The sequence below is a fragment of the Burkholderia sp. EMB26 genome, from assembly GCF_024730645.1.
Classification (GTDB): Bacteria; Pseudomonadota; Gammaproteobacteria; order Burkholderiales; family Burkholderiaceae; genus Burkholderia; species Burkholderia cenocepacia.
The window spans coordinates 1-20,239 of record NZ_CP078072.1; the positions used below are offsets into that span (position 1 = coordinate 1).

The following is a 20,239-nucleotide window of genomic DNA, read 5'->3' on the forward strand; positions in this document are numbered from 1 at the left end:
ATGCCGCGCAAGCCCGCAAGCAAAGGCTCAGACAAACAGGTTTCGCTGTTTCAGACACCCGAGCCTCCCGACCTGTTGCGCAAGGCGGTCCAGGCGATTCATATCGCACCGAAGTCCGGAAAGATCGGTCTGCAGCAGCGCAAGATGTTCAGCTCGCTGATCAAGAACGCGCTTCGGCAGGAGGCGTTCGAACCCGGCCGGACGAGCTTCTCGATCTCGATCGCGTCGCTGTCGCACGAGAGCGGGTTGAACAGCAACAACACGAAGTACGTGAAGGACACGGTCAACTCGTTGATCAGTACCGTCGTCAACTGGGACTACCTGGCCGCGGACCGTTCGACGGTCTGGAAGGCGTCGGGCCTGCTCGCCGGCGCGGAGCTCGAACAATCGGTGCTGAAGTACAGCTTCTCCGACCAGATTCGCAGCGAACTGCTCAATCCCGAAATCTACGCGCTGATCGATATGCGGATCGCTCGCGAGTTCCGGCGATCGCATTCGCTCGCGCTGTGGGAAAACACGGTGCGCTACGAAGGAATCGGCATCACCGCGAAGATTCCGTTGCCGAAATTCCGTGACCTCATCCTCGGCCAGGACAAGGCGTCGCAGTCGTACAAGGAATACAAGCTGTTCAAGAGCAAGGTGCTGGTGCCGTGCATCCAGGAGGTGAACGAAGTATCGGACCACACGCTCGAGCTGATCGAACACAAATCCGGCCGCAGCGTGGAAGCCGTGCAGTTCAAGGTGACGCGCAAGCAGAGCACCGATACGGTCGAGGACGGCGACGTCAAGAACGAAGCGCTGGTCGAGGAAGTCGCGAAGTTCGGCATTCCGCGCTCGGAAGCGCGCCGGTTGATCACGCAATACGGCGTGCAGCGCATCAAGGCGGCGATCGCCTATACGCTCAATCGGACTACGAAGAAGAATGCGACGCCGGTCGACAACGTCGCCGCGTATTTCCGCAAGGCGCTGACGCACGGCTACACGCTGGCCGACGGTCAGGGCACCGAAACGGCCGCACCGGCGAAGGAATCCGCGCAGAGCAAGCAGGAGCAGATCCGCGACAAGTATCTGGCGGCGAAGGTCGAGGAAGCCGGCGCGTATTTCCGCGAGCTGGAGATCGACGACCAGACCAAGCTGATCGAGCGCTACAACGAGACGGTGGCGGGGTCGAAGGACCTGACGCTGTCGCCGAAGAAGAAGGCGAGCAAGCTGGCGCAGACGAGCTTCTTCCGATGGCTGGCGCTCGATACCTGGGGCGAGCCGACCTCGGACGACCTGCTGGAATTCCTGCTGAAAAGCAGCCTCGCAGGCAACTGAACGCGGCCTCGCCGTCGTGCGCGCCGTGCGCCGAACCGTGTTGCGGTCCGGGTTGGCGGCGCAGTGCGAAGACGAGGCCTTTCGTCGGTGGCGCGTTACTTTGACGTGGCCGTCGCCAGATCCGCCACGTACGCGTCGATGACGGTCTTGAGCTTGTCCGCAAGCGCTTCCTGGTGGGATGCGTCGACGCCCTTGAGTTGCAGATCCAGACGCCCGTCCGGATACGTCTTCAACTGGCCGATCGCGCGCGATTCGAGCGCGAAGTCGTGACGAACGCTGTAGCGCGTGCGTCCGGCCTTCTTGGTGCCGTCGCTCTGCGCACGCAGGAAATTCTCGAGATCGCGGACGGATTTTTTCCGGTCGATCACGGCCGTCAGCAGCCGGTCGGCCGTCGGCTCGCCCAGGCGTTCATAGATCAGTTTGAGGAAGTACGCCGCCTGCAGACCGACGACGTCGTTCGCACTGGCCATCCGCTCCAGCAGCGTGTTCGGCAGCGCGTTGAGCGACAGCGTCTTGCTGATCGAGGCCTTGTCCTTGCCGATTTTTTCTGCCAGCGTGTTCTGGTCGGAAAAGACCTTCTCGTCGAGGAGACGTTTCCACGCAACCGCATCGTCGAAGATCGTCTGGCGTTCGTGGTCGTGGTTCGCGCGATACGCGATCGTATAGAGCTGCTCGGGCGTGTGATCCGTGCGGAACGTCGCATTGATCGTCTCGTCGCCGTTGATGCTCGTCGCACGCAGCCGGCGTTGCCCGTCGATCACGACGAGCTTGCCGGGAAACTCGGGGAGTCGCGTGACCTTGATCGGCTCGATCTGCCCTTCCCGTTTCAACGTCAGTGCGAGCTCGTGCAGGCTCGATTCCGAGTAGAACACGCGCGGATTGAACGGGTTCGGGATACAGTCCTTGACTAGCACCTTCTGCGGCGCGCCAAGATCGGCCGTACCGGCGGGCGTGGTGGCGGCCGGAGCACTGGCGGGCGTCGCTTCGACGACCGCAGCCGGTGCGGCCGTCGGCTCGGGCAGCCGCGTTTCGAGCGCCGCATTTTCCTGCGCGAGTCCGCGCAACAGGCCGGCCGCGAGATGCAGGTTGCCGGTCGGTTTCTTGTCTTTCGAGGTGTCCTTAGCCATGGGCGGCTCCGGTAGCGCGCGTCGACGCGATGTATTGGGCCATTTCCGTGACCAGCCTTTCGATTTCCGCGCGGGCTTCCTTCAGGCCCTTCAGGTATCGATTGTGGTGATGGATCGTGGTGCCGAGCGCGAACGTCTGACGATAGACCTCGCGTTGCGCGATCTGGCTGTCGAGCAGATGCTCCCCTATTTCTTCAGCCCTTAGAATTTTTAAAATTTCTTCACGCATTTTAGTTTTTCCATTGACGCTATTCAGCATCAATGCGGAAGAAAGTTGAGGATTTCGAACGGCGCGCATCGACTCGATCATGCGGATCATCGCGACGGTGCTGTACAAGTCGGCCGGCGAAGGCGAAAGCGGCACCAGGCAGAAGTCGGCTACTTCGAGGACGGATGCAATACGCGGATCTTCCAGGTTGCCGGGGCAGTCGACGACGATCACGTCGAAGTTCGCGTCCTGCTTCTTGATCTCACCGCCGATACCGCGGCCCGCGGGAGCCAGCGAAAGGACCGTCATCGGCAGCGTGTTCTCGCCGCTCGTGACCCAACGGACGGAAGTGCCTTGAGGGTCGGCATCGATCAACGCGACCTTGTTACCGCCGGCTTCGAAGGCAGCCGCGATGTTGACGGAGATGGTTGTCTTTCCAGTCCCACCTTTTTGATTACTGACGGCGATCTTGAAAGCCATTAAATTCCTCCACGGAGTTTTTCGTAATATATGCAGTTATTAACGGAATGTCCAGAAAAGCGTTCGAAGCAGAGGATATTTTGTTGATCATTGTGGTTGTTACGTGACAAGTGGGCCGAATGGCTAAGGCGTTACTCGTACTTATTGATCCAAGAAAAACGAGCCAGTCGCTCATGTTTGTAAAATCGAACGACAAGCACGAGCCAGTTCGCCGTCTTCGGCAACGATCGCGAAACTTTATCTCAGAGAGTTGATGTCTCGTCGTGCTTCAGTCTGAGACGAAATTTGATACAAATCCGGAGCGCTGAGATCCTCCGGTAGCGAGGAAGAGCCGGTTGTCACGTGACAAGTCGCCGGGCATCGATTCCACTGAATGCTACGCCGCGCGAAAGTTTTCGATTGCGACCTGGAGCGCGGGGTAATCGCTTCACTGTAATTACCGCTGCACGGGCGCTGAATCGCGGACGCCTACCTGGCAAGATGAGTTGTCACGTGACAAACAATCCCAAGGTGCTGTCTCGGATAGGGGATTTGTGGTCAGTTAAGAATAGTTGTTGCTGGTCGACGCTCGCGGCGTGGAGGCATATTGTCGGGGAAACGCACGAAGTTGATAGTTTTCGCCGAGGTGGTTTGTCCGTGTGTCCATCGGTGAGTTGTCACGTGACAACAGGACGCGATGCCGGGAAGTTCAAGCGATGGCGACTCTATGGCGAGGAGCGCCCCGTTGCTGTCGCAAAGAAACGGCTTGGGGCTGCGAAGGCCTTGGCACGATCGGTTGCGCGGCCAAATTCCTACCGGCGTGCGGACCCTCAAGGGCTGACGCAATGCTGTCGAGCTCTGTCGCAAAGGCTGCATGGGGCTGTCATGATATGTCCCCATTTATAGGGGCGCGACCCTGCGTTTCCACGCGTGCCGGCCGATAGGGTAGGTTGCTTCGTGGCCGCCAGCCGGTGCTTGCGCTGGCGGACTGTTGATGCCGGAGATAGCCGCAGGTATGAACTGCTACTGGCGCTGAATCATACGTCAGAGGCATGTAACAACCCAAACGGGTCGGATCGTGAAACATTTCCCGAAAATAAGCACTCGCCGGAAATCCTTGTCGGGCAATGGTTTGCGCCATATTCTTCATGCTGTTTCACGCAAAACGGATGCTGCACCCTCGGGAAATAGGGGCGTATGAGTTTTCAACGCCCGGGCATTGAAGATTGATACGGCTGCGGCTAGATTTGTTTTGATTGATATGTGATTTGTTGTTTTTGATACGTTTCGGCTGATTCTTCGCGGGATCCGCCGATGAGCCGGGAGGATCGGTGCGCTACCATTGAATCCCCTTGAGCCTCCAATCGAGTACGGGGCGCACCGATATTTAGCGCCAGTTGTCACGTGACAACGCACACGTCGGTCGCGCGATTCATGGAATGGTGGGGTTCGGAGTAGATAGGAGTTGACGCCGGGCATTCGTGGGCCGGTAATCGCAGCGCGACCGATACAACGTAGTCTTCAGAAGAGAGCGCGGCTACGATCCGCTCAGAGAGCGTCGGTTCAGGGCGATTATCTGTAGCCGGATGTGAGATCCGAGCGTGGGATGCGGCCGCTCGACACGCGTCGGCTGCGGTTTGACGTTCAACAGCGACTGAGACGCCGAGCATTCATCCGAGCTGGAAACATATCGGTGTCCAACGCTTCAACCCAAGCCCGTCGACGTCGCGTGTGCGAAGCCAATTTCAACCCTTCGAATCCCGTCGAAACCGACACATCTCCGCCGCCGCACCGCAATCAATAACTCGCCACGATCGACAGCGCGACGTCCGCTCCACCTCGCAGGCTATCGATATCCCGTCGCGGAGAATTACCAAACAGCCGGCTATATTCCCGGTTGAACTGCGTCGGGCTCGCATACCCGACCCTGAACGCCGCCGACGCAGCGTCGAGCCGCTCGGCCAGCATCAGCCGACGTGCCTCGTTGAGCCGTATCCATTTCTGGTATTGCAGCGGACTCATGCCGGTGAGCTGACGGAAGTGGTGATGGAACGTCGAACTGCTCATCTGAACCTGCGCCGCAAGGTCATCGACACGCAACGACTCGTCATAGTGAGCGCGCAGCCACCGGATCGCGCGCGACACACGGTTGCACTGGCTGCCGGTGGACGCAATCTGTCGCAGGCGGCCGCCCTGGTCGCTCGTCAGCAGCCGGTAGTAGATTTCCCGCTCGATGTACGGGCCGAGAACCGCAATGGCGTGCGGGTCGTCCAGCAGCGCGAGTAACCGATTCAGCGCGTCGTACAGTGGTTCGGTCATGTCGCCGACGACGAGTCCGCGGCCTGCTGGCGCATCGTCGTGATCCGGCGCGACTTGCATCATCAATTCGGCCATGACGCGAAAATCGAGCTTGAGACCGAGCCCGAGAAACGGTTTGTCGGGGCTGGCCTCGATGATCTGCGTCGAACCGGGCAGGTCGAGAGACGTGATCAGAAAGCGATCGGCATCGTAGATGTAGGCATCCCCGCTCTGCATGACCCGCTTTGCACCTTGAACGACGAGGCCGAAGCTCGGCTCGACCATGCATTCCATCGGCTGCGTCGGCGCTTCCCGTCGGTGAAAGCTCAAGTTGGGAATGGCCGTGTCGAGGTGATCGACACCTTCGGTCCACCTCGCGACGCGTTCCGCGAGGGTCCGTCGCAGTTCGTTCTCGCGGCTGCGGCCGGTCGAACGGTGGCTTGCCTGGTCGAATGCCGCGATGGCGATGTCGTCGTCTTGTTGGCCGGATATGTATCGGGCGGATGCCGGGTGCATGACTTCTCACTCAGGTAATCGGGTCGACAGGCATGCCGTCGACGTGCAGGGGAGGCCGGCAACGCGTGCATCGCCTGGAATCGCGGCACGGCCGTCTTCACGGAAGGCATGTGCGTGCCGCGACTGGCGGACTACTTCGTTGCCTGAGATGCGCAAAACTGCCAGCGTCGCGATTTCGCCGCCGGTGCCGTCGCGCGCTCGTCGACCGTGCGCCACCAGCGTTCGCCGCGATGCGGTGTGTCGAGATCGAGGCGTTCGCCCATCCGCGGCGTCGACAGCTCGATGCCGCGCACGAGCGCCAGCGCCGTGACGCGCTCGAACGGCTCCTGCCAGCGATGCATCGCGAGGTCGAACGTGCCGTTGTGGATCGGGATCAGCCAGCGCCCGCGCAAATCGATGTGCGCCTGCACGGTTTCTTCCGGCTGCATGTGCACGTAAGGCCATTGCGTATCATAGGCGCCTGTTTCGATCAGCGTGACGTCGAACGGCCCGAGGCGCTCGCCGATCTCCCGGAAGCCGCCGAAATAGCCGGTATCGCCGCTGAAGAACAGGCGCAGGTCGTCGTCGACGATCACCCACGACGCCCACAGCGTACTGTTGCCGTCGAACAGGCTGCGCCCGGAGAAGTGCTGGGCAGGCGTCGCCGTCAGCGTCACCCCGGCCACGTCCACGCTTTGCCACCAGTCGAGCTGGCGGACCTGGTTCGCGTCGATCCCCCATTCGATCAGCCGATCGCCGACGCCCAGCGTCGTCACGAACACGCCGGTGGTTGCGGCGAGCGCGAGCACCGTGTCGCGATCGAGGTGATCGTAATGGTCGTGCGACAGGATCACGCCGCGTAGCGGCGGAAGATCTTCCAGCGCAATCGGCGGCGCATGGAAGCGCTTGGGCCCGATACGCCGAAACGGCGACGCGCGCTCGGCAAATACCGGATCGGTCAACCAGAATTCACCGCGCAACTTCAGCAACAGCGTCGAATGGCCGAGCCGGTAGAGGCTGCGATCGGGCGCCGCCTCGAGCTCCACGCGGGTCAGCGAATCGACCGGCAACGTGCCGGCAGGCACCGTATGACGCGGCTTGTTGACCAGCATGTTCCACGCGATTCCCAGCGTCTTGCCCAGTCCTTCGGCGGGGCGCGGCGCGACATTGGCAAAGCGCTCGCCATCGTGCTGCGGCGAACTGCCGGACAGCGTCCGGCCACGTCGGGCGGCCGCGAAACCCAGAATGCGGTGAATCAAAACGAGAGGCGATGCCATGTCGGTTCATCCGGAGAATAAAGTACACTAAACAGTGTAGTTTATTTTTGGGATAAGTAAACTGCCCGGTGTAAAATTTCTCGATGGATACCAGCACTCCCCCTCAGCGTCTGACCGACCGAAAGCGCGCGGCCATCGTCGATGCGGCAATCGAGGAATTTCTCGCGGCCGGCTACGATGCGACGAGCATGGATCGCATCGCTGCGCGCGCGGACGTGTCGAAGCGCACCGTCTACAACCACTTCCCGGGCAAGGAGACGCTGTTCGCCGCGATCCTGAACAAGCTGTGGGAGGCGACCCGGACCGGCAGCTCGCCGACCTATCGCGCCGACGTACCGCTGCGCGAGCAACTGCTCGCCTTGCTCGACCGCAAATTGCGCTTGATGAATGATGAGGCCTTCCTCGCGCTGGCGCGTGTCGCGATCGGCGCGGCCATCCATTCGCCGGAACGGGCGCGCGACATGGTCGAGCGTCTCAGCGAGCGGGAGGAAGACCTCACGGTCTGGGTGCGTGCGGCAGCGGCGGCCGGCCGCCTGTCGGTCACCGATCCGGTGTTCGCCGCGCATCAGTTGCATGGCGCCGTGAAGGCCTTCGCGTTCTGGCCGCAGATCACGATGGGCCAGCCGCCGTTGACGGCGCAGGAGCAGCAGAAAGTTGCGGAATCGGCTGCCGACATGTTCCTCGCGTACTACGCGCGACCGGACGACGGCGTCGCACCGCATCGCCAGCAAGACTGAACGCGCCACCGGAAGCATCCAGATCGACGGACAGCTCGAAGCCACTGCGATGTGCGCGCGGCGTCGACGAGCGGGCAAACCGGCCGATCCCTGGAAGCACGAACGCCAAATGGCGCCCACCCGTGTCGATCGGCCATCTGGCCTAGACTGAACGATACCGCCGGCGCATCCGAAGCCGGACGCGAGCAACGACCCATGAAGACGCTGTTGATCGTCTATCACACGATGACCGGAGGCACGCAGCAGATGGCCGCAGCGGCTGCCGCAGCGGCGCGCGAGCAGCCTGGCGTCGACGTCAGGTTGCAGCGCGCGGACGCAACGAGTGCAGCGGACGTGCTGGCCGCCGACGCGTACCTGTTCGCGACGCCGGAGAATCTTGCGGCGATGTCCGGCCTGATGAAGGATTTCTTCGATCGCTGCTACTACGCGGCGCTCGATCGCGTGAACGGCCGGCCGTATGCGGCGATGATTTGCGCGGGAAGCGACGGACAGAACGCGTTGCGCCAGATCGACCGGATCGCGACCGGATGGCGGCTGAAGAACGTGGCGCCCGGGCTGATCGTCTGCACGCATGCGCAGACGCCAGAACGTATTCTCGCGACGAAGACGATCGACAGCGAAGCACTCGCGCGCTGCGCCGAACTGGGTGCGGGCCTTGCCGCGGGACTTGCGCTGGGCGTTTTCTGATGCCGGATGCGGCGGCGTCGATCTGCCGAATGAACATCGACAGGATTGGCGGCTGTTCGCGCAATACTCATTCCGCAAACGCCGAACCCGCCGGGTCCCGGCACTTCAGCTGTCTTTTACCGTGGTCGAAGGCCGGTGATATTCAGGCCAAAGACGCTTCACGAGATCGCGCGACGCGCCGTAGGCGTAGCAACTGTCGATCTTGAGCGGCTTTCCTTCGCTGTCGCGGTAATCGAGCGACGATCGCCGCATGCCGACCATCGTCTGATAGGCCGTCGTTGCGATCGGACCGAGCAATTCCTTCAGGTGTGTGCACGTATCGCAGGACGGCAGGCGCTTGCGAACCTCGCTGTTCCAGCCGGCGCCGATGTTCAATCCGACGAGCGCCTGCAGCGAGTCGCCGCCGCCCGGACACTGCGCATACGGATGCGAACGAATGAACGTGGATACGGCGCGGACGACCATGTCGACGTCGAACACCAGCGTTACGCCGAGATCGTGGAGCGGCGTCCGCGCCACGACCGTCCGCGCGCCGCCGGGCGGTGTGAAATCGCTGGTCTTGCGGTCCGCGAGGCAGGCCGTCACTTCGAACAGGCCGTCGCTGCGCCGATAGCCGCGCATGTCGATCTGCCGATGGTGAATCTCCTCGCGCGTGATGCCGTCGTGTGGGGTGTCGTCTTGGGAAACCATGCATCCGCTCCATCTCGTGTAACCGGGGCTTTTCGCAGGCAACGGGATCGCGCCCGGCTGACCGGGCGCGTGGGGAAAAGCAGGCGAGACATGCTGCCAACGAAGTCGATGCGGCCATACTACGCACTTTCCGATATCTTCGTCCGCGCCGCGATCGATGCGGACGCAACGAGTCGTGTATCGATGCCGGTGCACACGAGCGTCAAGGACGCGTGTCGCGCGACGTCGCAGGTCCGCACAACGCGTCGCGGATGCGATACGCCGCCGTTCGACTGTGGGTCGCGCGGAAGATCGCGTATCGGTCGGCCCGCCCCCGATTTCCGGCCGTGGCCGCGAATGGCGTGACATCCGGAAGCGTATCCATATAATGCGCAACACGACCGCGCGGACGCATTTCCGGTGCCCCGAATCGGGCGAATGCAGACCGGTGAGTCAACCGGCCGTCCCGCGTACCGGTATACTTCCACTCCTGCCTTGTCCGGCATCGAGGCCGGGTGCCTGAAAACAGAGTGGCGTGCGCGATGCGGCCCCGTAGTATTCCGCACCGGCGGCAGGCCGGCCGCGCATGGCGGCGAAGCTTTTGTGCCGCGCGGCATGGCCGCACGAACCACACCTTATATTCCTGGTGGATTGAATTTATGGGTTTTGAACAACTTGCCGAATTGCGGGCGCAGCTCGCAGCGAAGGCCAAGCAGGAGCGCAACGCGAAGCGGCCGGCAGCGCCGACGGACGCTGGTGTGAAGCCGAAGTCCGGCGACCAGCCGTCCCGCGGCGCCAAGCCGGGTGCCGGCGCGAAGGCGCAGCATCGGGCGAAGCCTGCCTCGGCAAAGCCGTCGGCGCCGGTCGATCCGGTCATCGTCGCAATCGGCAAACTGCAGCGGAAGTTTCCGCGCGCGTTCCCGAAGAATCCGGCCCCCAAAGTGCCGCTCAAGGTCGGCATTTGGGACGATCTCGCCCGCGAAGCGCAGGCCGTCGGCCTCAACGAAGCCGAACTGCGCGAAGCGATGTCGACATGGTGCCGTGGCAATCGCTACTGGTCCTGCCTCGTCGAAGACGCGGTGCGCGTCGACCTGCAGGGCAACGAAGCCGGGCGCGTGACGCACGACGATGCGGCGCGTGCGCGCCGCCTGAAGGCTCGCCGCCCGAACAAGGGCGCGGCGCAGTCGGCCAAGGGGGCGCCGCAGCAGCCGAAGGCCGAGCAGCAGGCCGAGGCAGCTGCCGCGCCGCAACCGGCGGAAGCCGAAGCGGAAACGAAGGTGCAGACCGACGTCGCGCCGCAGGTCGAGCAGCAAGCGGCCGGCAACGAGTAATCCGCACTGCGCTGCCGTCGACCGTACGGCGCGTGCTCGCATGCAGGTTGCATGCGATGAATCACACGACAGACCGACTTGCCTCGACAGAGGCAGGTCGGGACTGCCTTCACCGGCGCCGATCCGGCCGGTACATTCCCCTCTCTCGTCGAACAATCAACGCGACCGGACGGACAACGTTCGATCCTGGCGCACACGATATTTCGACCGTGCTGATGGAACGTAAATAATACGCATCACCGATTAATCCGGTGCGTCAGTCAGATAATTCGTTTTACGAAATGATGGCGTGAAAAACGTCGATCGACGCGCGCGCGGTCCCGTGTGCCCATCCCGACAAAACGGCGCGCGATAATCACGGCTGGATCGTCGGACTGCGGGCAAGCCAATCGCCGCGATACAAGCAGCCTTTCGAAAAGTAAGACAAGCCCGCGTCGGCCCCGAGCCACGCTCAGCTTCATCCACGTCGATACAACCCGGATCATGAACCCGAGACATTCCGCGATTTTCGTCGCGCTCGCCGCCGCTGCGCTGTTCGGCGCCGCGACACCGCTTGCCAAGGCGCTGATCGGCGCGATGTCGCCGTTCATGGTTGCGGGCCTGTTCTATCTCGGCAGCGGCATCGGGCTCGGCATCGGGATCCTGCTGCGCGGCTGGTACAGCCGTCGCGCACCGGCCGCGGATGCGGCGCCGCTACGGCGCGCCGATCTGCCGTGGCTGGCCGGTGCGATCGCGGCGGGCGGCGTGGCGGGCCCGGCTTTGCTGATGCTCGGGCTGTCGAGCACGCCGGCGGCGACGAGCGCGTTGCTGCTCAATCTCGAAGGCGTGCTGACGGCGGTGATCGCGTGGGTCGTGTTTCGCGAGAACGTCGATACGCAGATATTCGTCGGCATGGTGGCGATCGTCGCCGGCGGCACGCTGTTGTCGTGGACGCCGGACCGCGCCGGCGTGCCGGTCGGCGCGTGGCTGATCGTCGGTGCGTGCCTGTGCTGGGCGATCGACAACAACCTGACCCGCAAGGTGGCCGCGAACGACGCGATGGTGATTGCGTGCCTGAAAGGGCTGATCGCGGGGCCGGTGAACATCGGCATCGCGCTGGCGACCGGCGCGACGCTGCCCGCGATACCGGTTACGGCCGCGGCGATGCTGACGGGGCTCGGCGGCTACGGGATCAGCCTCGTGCTGTTCGTCGTCGCGCTGCGTCATCTCGGCAGCGCGCGCACCGGCGCGTATTTTTCGATCGCGCCGCTGTTCGGGGTCGTGTTGTCGTTGCTGATCTGGCCCGCGCTGCCGCCCGCGACGTTCTGGATCGCAGCTGCGCTGATGGCGCTCGGCATCTGGCTGCACGTGCGCGAACGGCACGAGCACGCGCATGAGCACGAGCGGCTCGAGCATACGCACCGGCATCGGCACGACGACCATCACCAGCACTCGCACGATTTTCCGTATGACGGCGACGAACCGCACACGCATCCGCACGTGCATTTGCCGATCACGCACAGCCATGCGCATTTTCCGGATATTCATCACCGGCATCGGCATTGATCGTGTCGTGAGCAATGCGTGTGGCGCGTCGCAAGGTGACCGTTTATGGGAAACGCGGACAGCCGGTCGTCGACAGGTCGTCGACGCATGTGCCGGCGACCGCACATCGAAGGCCGCTCGTCACCGGGTCGCGTTGAGGGTGCGGAATGCGCTCCGTTAACCGGATCGCGCGTTCGACGATCATTCGGTCGATGTTGCGCGCGATGCCGGCTCGTGGAAGCGGAATGTGGCGTCGAAGTCGCGTAACGGCAGGTTCTCGCTAGCGACGCGGCGAAACAGACGACGGTACGTACGTTGCCGCGCCGACTATCGCGCGCGAGGAAAGCAGAAACCGAAATCCTCGCAGCCCGGGCATCCGGGGGCGGGCCCGGGCGCCACACCGAGCGATGCGGCCACTTCCTGCGCAAGGAATTTCTTCCAGCGCAGATGCGCGACGTTGCGCGCGGCAAGCGCGGGGAAAAAGCGCTCGAGCATCGCGGATACCGCGTCGCGCCCATCGAGCCCGAGGTCGCGCCACAGATGATCGGGGCGCAGACACGCATGCGCGATGATCGCGGCGAGGCAGTCGGCATCGTCGCGAGCGACCGCGGGATTCGCGTCGTCCATCAACCGCGCGTGCAGCGTCGCGACGAATGCCGCGTGCGTGGCCGGCAGCGCTGGCGGCGTGACCGTCGGCGCGAGTGCGGCGATATCGGCGGATCGCAGATGCGGAAACTGCCGGGCCAGCAGCCAGGCGAACCGGTCGGGAGACAAGCCCAGCAGCGTCAGTTCGTTACGCCCCGCGCGTGCCGCAACGAGTGTGCCGAACAACCGGGCATCGGGCACGTCGGCGTTGGCTGTCGCAGATTGCAGCGACTGCAACGCCTGTTCGTACGTGCGATCGGCCGAAGCGGTCATCGTCAGCCTCCGGACGGGAACCAGGCCGCACGCATGCGACGTGCACGACGTATCACCATCGCGATCGTCACACGATCACTCGACGCCGACGATCACGCTCGACGCCTTGAAGATCGCGGACGCAGCGGTGCCGCTCGCGAGGCCGAGACGATCGACGCTGTCGTTGGTGACGATCGCGACGATCTCCGCGCTGCCCGCGGCCTTGATCACGACTTCCGAATTGACCGCGCCCTTCGCGACCGACGCGACGGTGCCCGTCACGCAGTTGCGCGCCGACACCTTGCTGCTGTCCACATCGACCATCACGATGACCGACGATGCCTTGACGAGCGCGAACGCCTTCGTGCCGGCCGCGAGACCCAGCGACGCCGCGCTGCCGTGGGTGATCACGGCGACGATCTCGAGGCCGTCCTGCGTGCGCAGCGTGATTTCGTCGTTGACGGCACCGGGCTTGACGGCGCCGATCTGGCCGGCGAATTGGTTGCGGGCGCTGGTTCGCATGATGATTCTCCGAGGTGGATGCCGCGGCCGGCCCGGCTGCGGCAGCAGATGAATGGAAATGCATCGGCCAGTGTACCGGCAACGCGGGTGGGCGTCGCCCAGCGGATGCCATGACGCGCATCACGAAAACTCGCTGTCATCGCGCGTTTCGTGCCGGCGGCGATGACGCTACGGCGCTGACGGGCCGCTCGCGGGCGTCGCGGCGGCGGAGCCGGCAGCCGTCGCGCCGTCGCTCTCCCACCCGCCACCGAGCGCGAGGAAGAGCCGCACCTGGTCGGCCGCGACCTGGCCTTCGGCCGCCGCGACCTGCGCCTGCACGCTCGTCAACGTGCGCGTCGCATCGAGATCGGCGATGAACGATTCGCGGCCGGCCGCGTAGAGACGATGGGTTTCGGCGGCGGAATTGCGGGCCGACTCGTACGCGGTGCGCAGCGCGTCCGTACGCTGCACGTCGGCGGCATAGGTCGCGAGGCTCGACTGCGTTTCGCGCAGCGCATTCAGCACGACGCCGTCGAAGTGCGCGAGTGCGCCGCCCGTCGCGGCTTCGGCCTCGCGCACGCGCGCGCGCTGGCCGTTGACGGGGAACGACCAGCTGATCAGCGGACCGAACGACCAGCGATTCGTGGTGGACGAGAACAGATCGGCGGCGACGCCGACCGAGCCGGCCGACGCGCCGATGCTGACCGACGGGTACAGCGCGGCGGTTGCCACGCCGATCCGCGCGGTCGCGGCGGCGAGCTGCCGCTCGGCTTCGCGCACGTCGGGGCGGCGGCGCAACAGCGCGGCGCCGTCGCCGATCGGAATCGGCTGACGCAGCTTCGGCAGGCGTTCGCATTCGGCGGCGGCCTTCGGCAGATCGGCCGGCGCGCGCGCGAGCAGCGCGGCGAGCTGGTACTGCGCGACCTTGCGGCGGCCCTCGAAGCGCGGAATGTCGGCGGAGAGCGTGCGCACCTGCGTCACGCCGCGCGTCACGTCGGTCTGGTTGCCGCGTCCGGCATCGCGCAGCCGCTGCGACAGTTTCACGCGCTGCTGCTGCAACGCGAGCGACTGCTTCGCGATCGCCAGTTCGTCGCCGGCCGAGCACGCTTCGACGTACGCGCGCACGACGTCGGCCACGACCGTGATGCGCGCGAGGTCGCCGGCCGCCTTGACGGCCTCGCTGTCCGCGCGCGCGGCTTCGACGCCGCGCCGCAGCTTGCCGAACAGGTCGAGCTCGTACGACACGTTGATGCCGACCGTGCCTTCGTTGACGACCGGCAGCTTGTTTTCGAGCAGGTATTGCTCGGCCGATTCCTGCGCGCGCTGCACGGCCGCTTCCGCGCCGCCCGAGAATCCGCCCTGTTCGTTCGCGACCACCAGCGCCGCGCGCGAGCGGGCGAGGTTGGCCGCGGCGACGCGCAGGTCGGTGTTCGACTTCAACGCGTCGCGCACGAGCCCGTCGAGTACCGGGTCGTCGTACAGCTGCCACCAGTTGCCGGGCACCGCGTCGCGCGACACCAGCGCGCCGTTCGCGTCGTCGAGCGCATGATTCGCGAGCGGCGCATTGACGTACGCCTGCTGCGGCAGCGTGTAGTCGGGGCCGACCGACTTGCACGCACCGAGTGCGAGCGCCAGCGGGGCGAGCGTTGCCGCGACGCGCAGACCGTGCCGCTTCATTGCGAGGCTCCGGTGGCGCTCGCGGCCGTACCGGACGCGGCCGGAACCGGCGCGCTCGCCGATGCGGTGCTGGCGCCCACCGGCTTCGCGTTGTCGTTGCGGCGCGCGTCGGCGCCGCGCATCGACACGGTCGCGGTGCGGCCCGCGATCATCCGGAAGTCGTCGGGCACCTCGTCGAGCACGACGCGCACCGGCACGCGCTGCGCGAGCCGCACCCAGCTGAACGCCGGATTCACGTTCGGCAGCAGGTTCGCGCCCTGCGTGCGGTCGCGATCCTCGATCGCGGCGACGATGCTCTGCACGTGGCCGCGCAGCGCATGCGGCTCGCCCATCACGATGATGTCGACCGGCTGGCCGATATGGATGCCGCGCAGCTTGGTTTCCTCGAAGTAGCCGTCGACGCGGAACGAGTTGCGGTCGACGACCGACAGCACCGCGCGGCCGGCCGGCACGTACTCGCCGACGCGCGGGGCGCGGTCGTTCAGGTAGCCGTCCACGGGACTGACGATCGTCGTGCGCTGCAGGTTCAGCTTCGCGGTGTCGAGCGACACCTGCGCATCGGCGACGCTCGCTTCGCCCTGCTCGACGCGCGTGCGGCTTTCCTCGACCTGTTCGCTCGCGACCAGGTTGCCGAGCTGCAGGTTGCGCGCGTATTCGCGCTTCGCCTGCGCCAGCGTCGCGCGGCGCTGCGCGAGCGTCGCTTCGGCGAGCCGCTCCGCGAGCGCGTAGCGCGCCTGGTCGATCACGAACAGCACCTGGCCGCGCTTGACCTCCTGGTTGTCGGCGACCTGCACCGACGTGATGAGGCCCGACACGTCCGGCGCGACCTGGATCACGTCGGCGCGCACGTGCCCGTCGCGCGTCCACGGCGAGAACATGTAGTAGTTGATGATGCGCCACAGCACGAGGCCGGCCACGACGACGACGATCAGGGTGAGCAGGACTTGCCCTGCCGAGAGCCAGGTTTTTTTCACGTTAGGTAGCCACGAGTTGGTGGGACACGATCACGACGGCGGCCAGCACGAATACGTAGATGCCGAGGTCGAAGATCGAACGGTGCCAGACGAGGCGGTAGAAGCCGACGCGTTCGAGCACCGCGCGCACGACGATGTTGATCAGGTAGGCGATCAGCATCAGCACGAGCGGGGCCGGCACGAACACGCCGAAGATATCGATTTCGCCGATCATGGTCGCGGTCGGAAGGACAAGGTGGAAAGCCGGCTCATGCGCGCGCTCCGTCCGGCGGCTGCGGCGCTTGCGCGGACGCGGCCGGATACAGCGACAGGCGCAGGCCGACGAGCGCATGCAGCGTGTCGCGCAGCCGGCGGTGCGTGGCGGGCACCGCGGGTGCGGCCGTGCCGTCGGTCGGCGCGGCGTCCGGCAGGGTGCGGCCGGCCACGCGCCGCAGCGCGTCGTCGATCGTCGCCAGCAGCGCGGGCGGCGCGGGCTGGCGCGCGTTCGCGGCCGCGCAGCGCGTGTAGTGATCGGTGACGCCGGCCAGCACGCGATCGATCGCATCGGGCACGTCGCCCGACAGCCGGCGTCGCGAGCGGCGCAGGTCGAGCGCGTTCAGCGCGATGCGCAGGTCGCGGAAGCTTTCGATCGACGGATGGCGGTGGTCGTCGGACGCGCCGAGGCGCGGCAGCAGTTGCGTGACGCGATCGAGCATCCGCGACGCGTGGTTGCGCTGGTCGTCGAGCGGCTGCGTCGACGCGGAGCGCGCGACGTCCTCCCAGCCCGAGCGCAGCAGGCGCCGCACCGCGAGTTCCGCGCCGAACGGCCGCGTCGCGCGCGTCCATACGTACGCGAACAGCAGCCCGGCGACGCCCGCGAGATTGCTGTTCAGGAACACGAAGAAATCGGCTTCGTACGCGCTCTGGATGCTGATGAAGGTGGCCGTGTTCACCGCGACGAGCATCGTCACCATGTTGAACTGCGGGCGCGGCAGCAGCGTGCCGATCAGGATGAACGGGCCCGCGAACATCAGCACGAGCATCGCGAAATCGTGCACGTGCGGCAGCACGACGAACAGGTACAGGCCCGCGAACACGACGCTCGCGGTGGTCGACAGGAAAAACTTGAACACCAGCGGCGCCGGCTCGTCGAGCGCGGCGAAGAAGCTGCACGACACGGCCACGAGCGTGACGGCCGCCGCGCCGTCGTGCCAGCCGGACGAGATCCACAGCCAGCACGCGAACACGATCGCGAACACGACGGTCAGCGTCGAGAACAGCATCATCCCGCGATCGAAGAAGCGCTCGGTGCCGCCGAGCCGCCAGTGCCGGTAGCGCGGCTGCCATACGCCCGATTCGTTCGCGATCAGCGCGCGCAGCGAGCGGCAGTCCTGCCAGATGTCGATGACCTGGCGCAGCCGCCACAGTGCATTCGACATCAGCGCGCCGTCCCAGCTCGCCAGCGCGCTGTCGGGCGGCTGCAGCGCGGCGATGCGCGCGCGCAGGTCGTCCGCGACCGGATCGTGCGCCATGTCGCCGCCCGCGTCGGTCTGCACGGCCGGCAGCGGTGCGTCGAACCACTTCGCGGCGTCGGCCAGCAGTGCGTCGAGCGCGGGCGGGCGCACGTGCAGGTCGCGCATCAGCGCGATCAGCGGATCGGCGAGCGACGACATCAGCGGCAGGAACAGCTGCATCCGGCCCGCGAGCGCCTGCGCGCGCGCGAGGACGCGCGGATGCGCATGGTCGTAGCCCAACTGGCTCAGCAGGAACTCGAGGCCGGTGATGGTCGCGGCGAGCCGCTGCCGGCACGCGGACAGCGCCTTGCCCGCCAGGTGCCCGGACAGCGTTTCGCGGCCGTAGAACGCGGCGTCCTTGAACCACGCGTCGGTGCGCTCGATCAGCGTCGGCGCGAGCCGGTTCGGGAACACGGCGCTGCCGACCACGCTCGCGCACACGATGCCGAGCACGATTTCCTCGGTGCGCGCGATCGCGACGTCGAACACGGTGGACGGATCGGTGACGGTCGGCAGCGCGACCAGCGGCATCGTATAGCCGGCGAGCATGAAGACGTAGCTGCGGGCGGTGCGGTCGGAGATCGCGAGGTACAGCAGCGTGCCGCACCAGGTCGCGACGATGATGCTGAACAGGAGCGGCGTCTCGACGAACGGTGGCACGAAGAAGATCGCGGCGGCCGCGCCGAGCGCGGTGCCGAGCGCGCGGTACAGCGCTTTCGAGCGCGTCGCGCCGACGAACGGGTTCGACACGATGTAGACGCTCGCCATCGCCCAGTACGGGCGCGGCAGCTGGAAATACAGGCCGAGGTACAGCGCCAGCATCGACGCGGCGAACGTCTTGCCCGAGAACAGCCAGTCGCGAAGGCTCGGATAGGTCATGACGCGGAATCGTCGGAGTGGGGCGGGCGCGACGCCGGCGGATGCGGGTCGGCCGCGTTGAACGCGTTCAGCACGCGCAGCGTCGCCTCGAGATCGGCGCGCGACACGCCCTTGAGCACCTGGGCGCGCAGCGCGCGCAGGTCTTCTTCCATCTTCGCGGTGACCGCGCGGCCGGCGGCCGTCAACGAGATCGTTTTCGCGCGGCGGTCGTGCGGATCCTCGTCGCGGCGCGCGAGGCCGGCCGCGCACAGCTGGTCGAGCAGGCGCACGAGCGACGGCCCTTCGATGCCGACGTGTTCGGCGAGCGTGCCTTGCCGCACGCCTTCGCCGAGGCGCCCGGCCATCAGGAGCGGCGTCGCGCAGGCCTCGGACACGTTGTACGCGGTCAGCACGCCGTCACTGGTGCGGCGCCACTTGCGCGCGGTGAGCACGAGCAGGCTGCTGACGGCGAGGCGGAGGTCGTGCAGATTGGTCATGGGCGAGATGATAGGGGCAAAAACATTCGATAGCAAACTATCGTTTTTTGTCACCCGGATGACACGTCGCATGCGGCCCGGCCGGCCCGTCTGAAGCAATGTAGGCGGCGTGCAGGCCGGGGTCAAGCCGTAAGGGGGCGACCCCGAACCGTCCACATCCGGCGCGGCGACTATATTGAATAGTCAGACGAGAACCGTCCGGCAGCCCGGCGCACCGCCGCGCGCGTTAAGCAAATTCGAAGCCCCGGTTCGGCAAAGCCGACTTCGCGGCCGCGCGCGCGGCGTGCATATTAGGGTCATTGCAAGCGCACCGGAGGCTCCACCCGTGTCGACCTCATCCTCGCAGCCCGCCACGCCCGCATCGCTCGATGCGTGGCTCGGCAAGACCGAAACGCTCGACGACGACATCACCGCGTTCCCGCTGAACGCGCTGGCCGCCACGCTCGACCGCCCGTCGCCCGGCGACGTCGTGCCGCCGATGTGGCACTGGCTCTACTTCCTGCCGATCGCGCCGCTGGCCGAGCTCGGCCCGGACGGTCACCCGAAGCGCGGCGGCTTCCTGCCGCCGGTGCCGCTGCCGCGCCGCATGTGGGCCGGCGGCCGCCTGACGTTCCATGCGCCGCTGCGTGCGGGGCGGCGCGCGACGCGCGCATCGACGATCGCGAACATCGAGGACAAGACGGGTCGCAGCGGCCGGCTCGTGTTCGTGACGGTGCAACACCGGATCGAATCCGGCGGCGCGCTGTGCGTCGAGGAGGAGCACGACATCGTCTATCGCGACGCGCCGCAGCCAGGTGCGCCGGCACCGAAGCCGGTCGCGCCGCCCGCGGGCGAGACGTGGTCGCGCACGGTCACGGCCGACGCTGTGATGCTGTTCCGCTATTCGGCGCTGACCTTCAACGGCCATCGCATCCACTACGACCGCCGCTACGTGACGCAGGAAGAAGGCTATCCGGGGCTCGTCGTGCATGGCCCGCTGATCGCGACGCTGCTCGTCGATCTCGTGCACCGCGAACGGCCGGACGCGACGCTCGCGAGCTTCGCGTTCCGCGCGGTGCGCCCGACCTTCGACGGGCAGCCGTTCACGCTGTGCGGCAAGCCGTCGGACGACGGCCGCACGATCGAGCTGTGGGCGAAGGACCGCGACGGCTGGCTGACGATGCAGGCCACCGCGACCCTCGCATGACGCTCTCTCTTTCCTTTCTTCCTTCAT

Annotated in this window: 18 protein-coding genes; 6 read left to right on the forward strand and 12 right to left on the reverse strand. The window is 65.7% G+C overall.

Annotation, left to right across the window (positions count from 1 at the left end; genetic code table 11):
• Entirely contained in the window at positions 1-1,317 is a 1,317-nt protein-coding gene (locus tag KU887_RS30360; RefSeq protein ID WP_006489076.1) for a replication initiation protein, read from the forward strand.
• Positions 1,318-1,412: 95 nt separating this feature from the next.
• Here KU887_RS30360 and KU887_RS30365 read toward each other — a convergent pair whose 3' ends face one another.
• The 4 genes from KU887_RS30365 to KU887_RS30380 all read right to left on the reverse strand — a co-directional run bounded on the left by KU887_RS30365 (position 1,413) and on the right by KU887_RS30380 (position 7,181).
• On the reverse strand, positions 1,413-2,444 hold the full coding sequence (locus KU887_RS30365; protein WP_060213374.1) for a ParB/RepB/Spo0J family partition protein: 1,032 nt from the start codon (positions 2,442-2,444) through the stop codon (positions 1,413-1,415).
• Positions 2,437-3,132 carry a ParA family protein gene (locus KU887_RS30370; RefSeq protein ID WP_006489070.1) on the reverse strand — a complete coding sequence of 232 codons (696 nt, stop codon included), beginning with the start codon at positions 3,130-3,132 and terminating at the stop codon, positions 2,437-2,439. The genes KU887_RS30365 and KU887_RS30370 overlap by 8 nt, the downstream gene beginning before the upstream one ends.
• Before the next feature lie 1,776 nt (positions 3,133-4,908).
• Positions 4,909-5,925, reverse strand: coding sequence for an AraC family transcriptional regulator (locus KU887_RS30375; protein WP_006491931.1), 1,017 nt, complete (start codon positions 5,923-5,925; stop codon positions 4,909-4,911).
• Positions 5,926-6,056: 131 nt separating this feature from the next.
• A complete protein-coding gene (locus KU887_RS30380) occupies positions 6,057-7,181 on the reverse strand; it encodes an MBL fold metallo-hydrolase (protein ID WP_258258681.1) in 1,125 nt (374 codons plus the stop codon).
• A gap of 83 nt (positions 7,182-7,264) precedes the next feature.
• Between KU887_RS30380 and KU887_RS30385 the strand changes: the two genes are divergently transcribed.
• Both KU887_RS30385 and KU887_RS30390 read left to right on the forward strand, forming a co-directional pair.
• Positions 7,265-7,918, forward strand: a complete 654-nt coding sequence (locus KU887_RS30385) for a TetR/AcrR family transcriptional regulator (protein ID WP_006489088.1) — start codon at positions 7,265-7,267, stop codon at positions 7,916-7,918.
• A gap of 195 nt (positions 7,919-8,113) precedes the next feature.
• On the forward strand, positions 8,114-8,605 hold the full coding sequence (locus tag KU887_RS30390) for a flavodoxin family protein (protein WP_006489078.1): 492 nt from the start codon (positions 8,114-8,116) through the stop codon (positions 8,603-8,605).
• Positions 8,606-8,710: 105 nt separating this feature from the next.
• On the opposite strand, the gene KU887_RS30395 is transcribed toward KU887_RS30390, so the two are convergent.
• Positions 8,711-9,295 (reverse strand): DUF2889 domain-containing protein, encoded by a 585-nt coding sequence (locus tag KU887_RS30395; RefSeq protein WP_006497843.1) that lies wholly within the window; start codon positions 9,293-9,295, stop codon positions 8,711-8,713.
• A 638-nt stretch (positions 9,296-9,933) separates the two neighbouring features.
• Between KU887_RS30395 and KU887_RS30400 the strand changes: the two genes are divergently transcribed.
• On the forward strand, positions 9,934-10,605 hold the full coding sequence (locus tag KU887_RS30400; RefSeq protein WP_006497845.1) for a ProQ/FinO family protein: 672 nt from the start codon (positions 9,934-9,936) through the stop codon (positions 10,603-10,605).
• 483 nt (positions 10,606-11,088) lie between these two features.
• Positions 11,089-12,150 (forward strand): DMT family transporter, encoded by a 1,062-nt coding sequence (locus KU887_RS30405; RefSeq protein WP_062885904.1) that lies wholly within the window; start codon positions 11,089-11,091, stop codon positions 12,148-12,150.
• A 306-nt stretch (positions 12,151-12,456) separates the two neighbouring features.
• Here the strand turns inward: KU887_RS30405 and KU887_RS30410 are convergent, their stop codons facing one another.
• The 7 genes from KU887_RS30410 to KU887_RS30440 all read right to left on the reverse strand — a co-directional run bounded on the left by KU887_RS30410 (position 12,457) and on the right by KU887_RS30440 (position 19,026).
• Complete coding sequence (locus KU887_RS30410; RefSeq protein WP_034203800.1) at positions 12,457-13,047, reverse strand: nitrogen fixation protein NifQ; 591 nt, start codon at positions 13,045-13,047, stop codon at positions 12,457-12,459.
• 75 nt (positions 13,048-13,122) lie between these two features.
• Positions 13,123-13,548: a molybdopterin-binding protein gene (locus KU887_RS30415; protein ID WP_077056899.1), complete on the reverse strand. Its 426-nt coding sequence runs from the start codon at positions 13,546-13,548 to the stop codon at positions 13,123-13,125.
• A gap of 168 nt (positions 13,549-13,716) precedes the next feature.
• Positions 13,717-15,204, reverse strand: a complete 1,488-nt coding sequence (locus KU887_RS30420; RefSeq protein ID WP_084752253.1) for an efflux transporter outer membrane subunit — start codon at positions 15,202-15,204, stop codon at positions 13,717-13,719.
• The gene (locus tag KU887_RS30425; RefSeq protein WP_006481647.1) at positions 15,201-16,178 is read right to left on the reverse strand and encodes an HlyD family secretion protein; all 978 of its coding nucleotides are present in this window, start codon (positions 16,176-16,178) and stop codon (positions 15,201-15,203) included. Before KU887_RS30425 ends, KU887_RS30420 begins: the two co-directional genes overlap by 4 nt.
• A gap of 1 nt (position 16,179) precedes the next feature.
• Complete coding sequence (locus tag KU887_RS30430; RefSeq protein ID WP_006481008.1) at positions 16,180-16,392, reverse strand: DUF1656 domain-containing protein; 213 nt, start codon at positions 16,390-16,392, stop codon at positions 16,180-16,182.
• A 34-nt stretch (positions 16,393-16,426) separates the two neighbouring features.
• Entirely contained in the window at positions 16,427-18,550 is a 2,124-nt protein-coding gene (locus KU887_RS30435) for an FUSC family protein (RefSeq protein WP_006497849.1), read from the reverse strand.
• Positions 18,547-19,026 carry a MarR family winged helix-turn-helix transcriptional regulator gene (locus KU887_RS30440; protein ID WP_006482157.1) on the reverse strand — a complete coding sequence of 160 codons (480 nt, stop codon included), beginning with the start codon at positions 19,024-19,026 and terminating at the stop codon, positions 18,547-18,549. The genes KU887_RS30435 and KU887_RS30440 overlap by 4 nt, the downstream gene beginning before the upstream one ends.
• 325 nt (positions 19,027-19,351) lie before the next feature.
• Between KU887_RS30440 and KU887_RS30445 the strand changes: the two genes are divergently transcribed.
• Complete coding sequence (locus KU887_RS30445) at positions 19,352-20,212, forward strand: MaoC family dehydratase N-terminal domain-containing protein (RefSeq protein ID WP_084752255.1); 861 nt, start codon at positions 19,352-19,354, stop codon at positions 20,210-20,212.
• The last annotated feature ends 27 nt before the right edge of the window (positions 20,213-20,239 follow it).